General features: G+C 52.3%; 6 protein-coding genes. 5 read left to right on the top strand and 1 reads right to left on the bottom strand.

All coding sequences use genetic code 11. From position 1 onward, the window contains the following. Positions 1-1,635: 1,635 nt before the first annotated feature. Positions 1,636-2,262, top strand: coding sequence for a hypothetical protein (locus LOC67_RS27075; protein ID WP_230265985.1), 627 nt, complete (start codon positions 1,636-1,638; stop codon positions 2,260-2,262). A gap of 195 nt (positions 2,263-2,457) precedes the next feature. On the opposite strand, the gene LOC67_RS27070 is transcribed toward LOC67_RS27075, so the two are convergent. Continuing rightward, positions 2,458-2,787, bottom strand: coding sequence for a hypothetical protein (locus tag LOC67_RS27070; RefSeq protein ID WP_230265984.1), 330 nt, complete (start codon positions 2,785-2,787; stop codon positions 2,458-2,460). A gap of 519 nt (positions 2,788-3,306) precedes the next feature. Here LOC67_RS27070 and LOC67_RS27065 point away from each other — a divergent pair. From LOC67_RS27065 to LOC67_RS27050, 4 genes are all read left to right on the top strand, one after another. Beyond that, entirely contained in the window at positions 3,307-3,852 is a 546-nt protein-coding gene (locus LOC67_RS27065; protein WP_230265983.1) for a hypothetical protein, read from the top strand. Positions 3,853-4,710: 858 nt separating this feature from the next. Next, a complete protein-coding gene (locus LOC67_RS27060; protein ID WP_230265982.1) occupies positions 4,711-4,917 on the top strand; it encodes a hypothetical protein in 207 nt (68 codons plus the stop codon). 603 nt (positions 4,918-5,520) lie between these two features. Beyond that, positions 5,521-5,943 carry a hypothetical protein gene (locus LOC67_RS27055; protein ID WP_230265981.1) on the top strand — a complete coding sequence of 141 codons (423 nt, stop codon included), beginning with the start codon at positions 5,521-5,523 and terminating at the stop codon, positions 5,941-5,943. 117 nt (positions 5,944-6,060) lie between these two features. Continuing rightward, a complete protein-coding gene (locus LOC67_RS27050) occupies positions 6,061-6,513 on the top strand; it encodes an SMI1/KNR4 family protein (RefSeq protein WP_230265980.1) in 453 nt (150 codons plus the stop codon). Positions 6,514-6,725 lie beyond the last annotated feature (212 nt).

Below are 6,725 nucleotides of genomic sequence, written 5' to 3'. Positions count from 1 at the left end.
TCGAGAGCGAAGTAGTGTAGACTGTGGTCGTGTGTACCACGCGAACCATGACATGAACCGAAGTGACGGAGTCGGGGTTTCTGAAGTGGTGTGTCATCCGCCGTCACTCGGTTATGTCCGCCGTTCGCGCGGGTAGATGATCTTCCAGATAACTCAGCTCCTTCTCAGTTGATCATCGCCCTTTGCAATACAAAGCGTTTGGATCCAGCCCTTCTGATTTCAAGTGTCAACAGATAGCTGATCGCCGCAACTGAGTTTGTCGTTTGATAGTTGCTCGAGAATACGGCCCATCTGATTTCAGGAGACTTCAGTTTCCCATTGATCGCAGTTGAATTCACGGTTTGATTGTCTTGCTTGAACAACTCCCATCGGAATTCAAGATACAGCAGTTTCCTGTTTATTGCACTTGCTGTCACGGTTTGGATGTTGCTCCGCGATAGCTGATCAAACGCCCTATCCGCCGGCCGAAATATCTATGCTCGTTCCCCTTCGCGATTCCGATCGGGTAGACTTGTAACCAGCGATGTAGTGCCGACTGTGGTCGTGGGTACCTCGCGAACCATGACATGAACCGAAGTGACGGAGTCGGGGTTTTCGAAGTGGTTAGTTATCCGCCGTCACTCGGTTATGTCCGCCGTTCGCGCGGGTGGTTGTGACTGATAACCAACGCCTGTCTTCAACGCTGCCGAATCCGGCCCATCTGATTTCACGTAACAACTATTAGCTGATCGCCGCAAATGAGCTCGCGGTTTGATAGTTGTGTCTGAACACGGCCCATCTGAATTCAACGGACAGTAGGTTCTAATCAATCGCAATCGAATTCACGGTTTGATAGTGTTGCTTGGACGATCCCAACTGAATTCACGGGACAGCAGTTTCCTGTTTATCGCATTTGATGTCACGGTTTGATTTCTGCTGCGAGATAGCTGTTCATACGCCCTATGCGCCAGCCGAAAAATCTATGCTCGTTACCCTTCGCGATTCCAATCGGGTAGACTTGTCACCAGCGATGTGGTGCCGACTGTGGTCGTGGGTACCTCGCGAACCATGACATGAACCGAAGTGACGGAGTCGGGGGTTTTGAAGTGGTTAGTCGTCCGCCGTCACTCGGTTATGTCCGCCGCTCGCGCTGATGGTTGTGACTGCGATAACCATCGCCTGTCCTCAATGCTGCTGAACCAGGCCCATCTGATTTCACGTCGCAACTGTTAGCTGATCGCTGCAACCGAAATTGCGGTTTGATAGTTGCTCGTGAATTCGGCCCATCGGATTTCGACGGACATCAGCTTTCAATCAATCGCAATTGAATTCACGGATTGATCGAGATGCTTGAACTTAGCCCATCCGACTTCAAGTGACCGCAGTTTCCTGATTATCGCATTTGATATCACGGTTTGATCTTTGCTTCGAAACAGCTGCTCCAACGCCTTGAGTGCCGACCGACGAATTGATGCTCGTTCCCCTTGATGATTCGGATCGAGTAGACTTGTCGACAGCGATGTCCTGCAGACCGTGGTCGTGTGTATCACGCGAACCATGCCGTGCACGCGAAGGTCGGGAGTCGTGTTTTATTGAAGTGGTCAGTCCACCGCCCGACCTCGGTGACGGCTACCGTTATGTGCGAGAGACAGCAACGTGATTGACGTACGTGATACCTTGCTCTACCCGCTTCAAGAGTCAGAGAGAGGTCTGCATGTTTTCGGCGGCGTTCCATCTCATCGCGGCGTCACTCCTGCGGGATCTGCTGTTCCCGTGCACAAACTGTTGACGATCGACCTTCGCGATGAAGCCATTCCATTCCGCTCGGATTCGATTGACTGCCTTCCGCTCTATTACCCGCTGAAATATGGGTTCGGCGGACCGTCGATGCAATATTCGATGGTTTCTAATGACGAAATCCACATCTTGCATATCTCCGACGCTGAGCCTGACCCGCCCGATGAAGCGTACGTGAGAGTTGATGCATTTCCAGAGATTCGCTTTTCCGCGCAATCGGCAATCGAAAATGACGATGACATCGATTGGTTTACACTCACGCTAGGAGGCACAGGGACTTTGGGACACCGATCTGACCCGTGCGAGAATGCGAGCTGTCCCAACTACCACAAAGCGCCGGACGTCGATTTGATTGCGAGCATTCCTCCAAAACCGATTCCAGGGCACGAAGACATATGGTGGGAGTTTGAGGGAGGCTACATTTTGTTCTACTTCTGGCTTTGTCGTGGCTGCAAGACTGTCATCGCATCAAACAGAAGCACATAACCATGCGTTGCACGCGGAGTCGCGGAGTTGAGCTGGTTTGGGTTTTAGTTTCGACTCGTTCGCCGCGACCCGGTGAACGCTGACGTTCGCGCGGGTAGGTGAACTGTCTGATATCCCATCTGTCTCCAGCTTGGTCATCGCCCTCTGCAATTTGAAGCGTATGAATGTGGCCCATCTGATCTCACCTAGCAACCATTAGCCGATCGCCACAACTGAGTTTGTCGTTTGATAGTTGCTCGTGAATTTGGCCCAATTGATTTCTTGAGACATCAGTTTCCAATCAATGGCATTTGACGTCACGGTTTGATCGTTGTTGCTGTGCGTGGCCCACTGGATTTCAGGGAACCACAGTTTCTTGATGATCGCTTCTGATGTCACGGTTTTATCCCGGCTTGGAGATTGCTGGTCAAACGCCCTGCCCGCCGGCTGAAATATCAATGCTCGTTTCCCTTGGCGATTCCAATCGGGTAGACTGATCGACAGCGATGTGGTGCAAACCGTGGTCGTGTGTACCTCGCGAACCATGCCGTGCACGCGAAGGTCGGGAGTCGTGTTTTATTGAAGTGGTCAGTCCACCGCCCGACCTCGGTGACGGCTACCGTTCGCGTGGGTAGATGAACCGCTGCGTGACTCATCTCGTTCTCAGTTGGTCATCGCCCTTTGTACTACAAAGTGTTTGGATCCGGCCCATCTGATTTCACGTGACAAGTGCTAGCTGATCGCCGCAACTGAAATCACGGTTTGATAGTTGTGCCCGGATTGCGCTCATCGGGCTTCAACGGACATCAGTTTCCTGTTGATCGCAACTGCATTCACGGTTTGACTGTGTGGTTCGGACAACTCTCATCTGAATCCATAGGGCAGCAGTTTCCTGTTGATCGCATTTGATGTCACGGTTTGGATGTTGCTCCGAGATAGCCGATGAAACGCCCTATGCGTCAGCCGAAATATCTATGCTCGTTCCCCTTCACGATTCCGATCGGGTAGACTTGTTACCAGCGATGTAGTGCCGACTGTGGTCGTGGGTACCTCGCGAACCATGACATGAACCGAAGTGACGGAGTCGGGGTTTTCGAAGTGGTTAGTCATCCGCCGTCACTCGGTTATGTCCGCCGTTCGCCGACTGAATCAATGAATGCCTACGATCGCTTGAGACCGACTACCGATGTCGAATCCTGCGACTGCGATGTGGTGACGGAACTTGTATTGGTCGATCTCCTGACAAGTAATCCGATTCATTGTGCAGTATGCCGTCGCGAGGTCGATGCGGAACGCATTGGTTTGACTGAACGCGAAACCGAGGCCGTTGCTGAGTGGCATGGCGTTGCCAGCTCGCTCTACCGACTTTGGCTTGATTCTGGGGAGTACGAAGATGATGCCAAACGGTGGCTGCAAGACCCACAAGGGCAGGTCAACAAACGCGGACGCGAAATCGCAGTTTTCTTGTCCATACATCATCCTACTCGACTTTGGTACTTCCACGATGCAGACGACGCCACCCCGGTCAATTGTCCCGTGTGTGGTGGTGCGCTTGAAACAACGGTAAGCTGGGGCGTGGGGATTTGCCGGCCTTGCCACATTCACATCTGAACGAAGACAAGCGGCGAACCATGCGATGAACCGAAGTCGCGGAGCCGTCGTTTTTGACAATGGAAAATCAATCGCCGCGACTCGGTTATCGCGGCCGTTCGCGCGGATGGTTGTGCCTGCGATAACCAACGCCTGTTTTCGATGCTGACGGATCTGGCCCATCTGATCTCATCTGACAACCATTAGCCGATCGCCGCAATTGAGTTCACGGTTTGTTAGTCGTTGCTGATCGCGGCCCATGTGATTTCGGGAGACGTCAGTTTCCTATTGATCGCAATTGAATTCACGGTTTGATTGTCTTGCTAGAACAACGCCCATCTGAATTCACGGGGCAGCAGTTTCCTGTCTATCGCTTCTGATGTGAAGGTTTGATTTTGCTCCGAGATAGTGGATCAAACGCCCTTTCCGCCGGCCGAAATATCTATGCTCGTTCCCCTTCACGATTCCGATCGGGTAGACTTGTTACCAGCGATGTAGTGCCGACTGTGGTCGTGTGTACCACGCGAACCATGCCGTGCACGCGAAGGTCGGGAGTCGTGTTTTATTGAAGTGGTCAGTCCACCGCCCGACCTCGGTGACGGCTACCGTTCGCCGACGATATTTCCTGGCACCGTTTTCATGCTGATGACGAGAGATTGAGTTTGCCTGATACCTATACGGTCTACCACAACGGGACTGCTCTCGGCACCGCAACAAACCTATCTGCGGACCATCCGTGGGTTCACGCGCACTTCAGGCCATACGACGCTGCAAACGCATATCGAAGTTTCTTTGATGCATGTACGGCCGCCGATGCCGACCTCCCAGAACCGGGTGAGTTGTACCCGCCTGAATACTTTGATGATGAAATGTGGTATCTTGAAGACTCAACTGGATCCCGGCGTTCAATATGCCTGCCTGCGGTTCATTGGAATGATGGCGACATTGCTTGGCGGTGGCGCGACTAAGATACGGGCTAACCGACAAACGCAATACATGGGCGTCGCAAATCCTCTGGCCGTTCGCAACGGTCGAGTGCGGCGAACCATCGCATGCACGGGAGTGGCGGTGGCCAGTCGAATTTGAAATCAACGTCATTTCCCGCCACCCCGTGATGCGGGTCGTTCGCGCGGGTGGTTGTGACTGCGATAACCAACGTCTGTCTTCAATGCTGCTGAATCCGGCCCATCTGATTTCACGTCGCAAGTGTTTGATGATCGCCGCAAGTGAGTTAACGGTTTGATAGTTGTGCTTGATCGCGGCCCATTGGATCTAGCGCGACAGCAGTTTCCTGTTGATCGCAACTGGATTCACGGTTTGATTGTGTTGCGTGAACGGCACCAAACTGAATGCATGGGACAGCAGTTTCTTGTTTATCGCAATTGATGTCACGGTTTGTTTTCTGCTCCGAGATAGCTGGTCAGACGCCCTATACACCAGCCGAAAAATCTATGCTCGTTACCCTTCGCGATTCCGATCGGGTAGACTTGGCGTCAGCGAGGTAGTGTCGACCGTGGTCGTGTGTACCACGCGAACCAGTTGGTGCACCGAAGTCGGCGAGTCGACGACTTTTGGGTTTTGGTTTCACCTCAATCGCGCCGACTCGGTGACCATGACCGTTATTTGACTGAGATCGATTAGATTGCTTGTGGCATGATGAACCCCTACACACCTCCATCGTCGTCTCGCTTGACCGCGTCGCAAGTAACTATCTACGCGACGATTCGCAAGTGGGCGGCGCTGTTCGCATCGTTGATTGCAACGATCCCGATTGGATTGGCTATCGATCTCATCCTCGTAGAGCTAAACCTGATACACTTCAACGACCGCACCGCTATTTACTGGGCGGTATCGTCCATAACTGCATCGTTGATTTGCTCCTCGGTAACCGCTTGGCTAACAACTCCGCGGCTCAACTGGTATCAGTTCTGGTTAACTTACCAATTTGGCTGGTTGATCTATTTCTTTAGTGGCGGCATTGGGCAGTCACACAATCAGACTACTAGCATCCTTTATCTTTCGATCCCCTTCATTGTTCCGGCGATCGTTGCGATGGTCGCGCCATTGTTTAATACGAGACCAAAAGCTGGTGTAGACCTTGGCTCTGAATAGAGGTTCGCAAATAACAATGAATTGCACGGGAGGACGGGAGTTCCGTTTTTCGATATGCTTGCAAGTCTTTCGCCCGTCCCCCGTGAATTCTACCGTTCGCCCAAGGATTCAATTGCGATGACACTCCGAGATGACGAGATTCTCGAGGTTTTTCGTGAGTTGCCAGGGCACCGCGGTTCTTCCGCTGCGGAGTTGGACGCTACAGAGAAGCTTCTAGGCATCAAGTTTCCGGTTCAGTACCGTGAGTTTATGGAACTGGACTCAAATCGGTTCTGTATTGCGGAAATTGTAGCTCCCCTTTCACATCTAGCGAAGCTGCACGTCTGTGCTACAGAGCTTTTAGAGCGCGACGGAGTCGAGTTCCGCTTGCAGGCTGATGATGTCGTATTCGCATGGGACGAGATCTATGCTTTTCTCTTTTTCAAAGCCGACGGAAGTGATGATCCCGCTACGTGGATGTTCAATTACAATGATTCCGAATCCGATGGGAAACCAGTGGTGATTTCCGAATCGCTAACGGGATACTTTACGGATAGGCTTCGCCAATACCTCAATCTCAGCTGGCATTAAGAGGGCGAACCATGCCGTGCACGCGAAGGTCGGGAGTCGTGTTTTATTGAAGTGGTAAGTCCACCGCCCGACCTCGGTGACGGCTGCCGTTCGCACGGGTGGTTGTGACTGCAATAACCATCGCCTGTCTTCAACGCCGCTGAATCCGGCGCATCTGATTTCACGTGGCAAGTGTTTGATGATCGCCGCAAGTGAATTAACGGTTTGATAGT

The sequence above is a fragment of the Stieleria sp. JC731 genome (assembly GCF_020966635.1).
Taxonomy (GTDB): Bacteria; Planctomycetota; Planctomycetia; order Pirellulales; family Pirellulaceae; genus Stieleria.
Note: the sequence above shows the minus strand (reverse complement) of the source record. Positions and strands in the feature narration are given on the sequence as shown.

Bases quoted from the DNA above. Each gene is read 5' to 3' on its own strand.
- LOC67_RS27070 (WP_230265984.1), bottom strand. From the start codon at position 2,787: ATGGTTCGCGAGGTACACACGACCACGGTTTGCACCACATCGCTGTCG.
- LOC67_RS27065 (WP_230265983.1), top strand. From the start codon at position 3,307: ATGAACCGAAGTGACGGAGTCGGGGTTTTCGAAGTGGTTAGTCATCCG.
- LOC67_RS27050 (WP_230265980.1), top strand. From the start codon at position 6,061: ATGACACTCCGAGATGACGAGATTCTCGAGGTTTTTCGTGAGTTGCCA.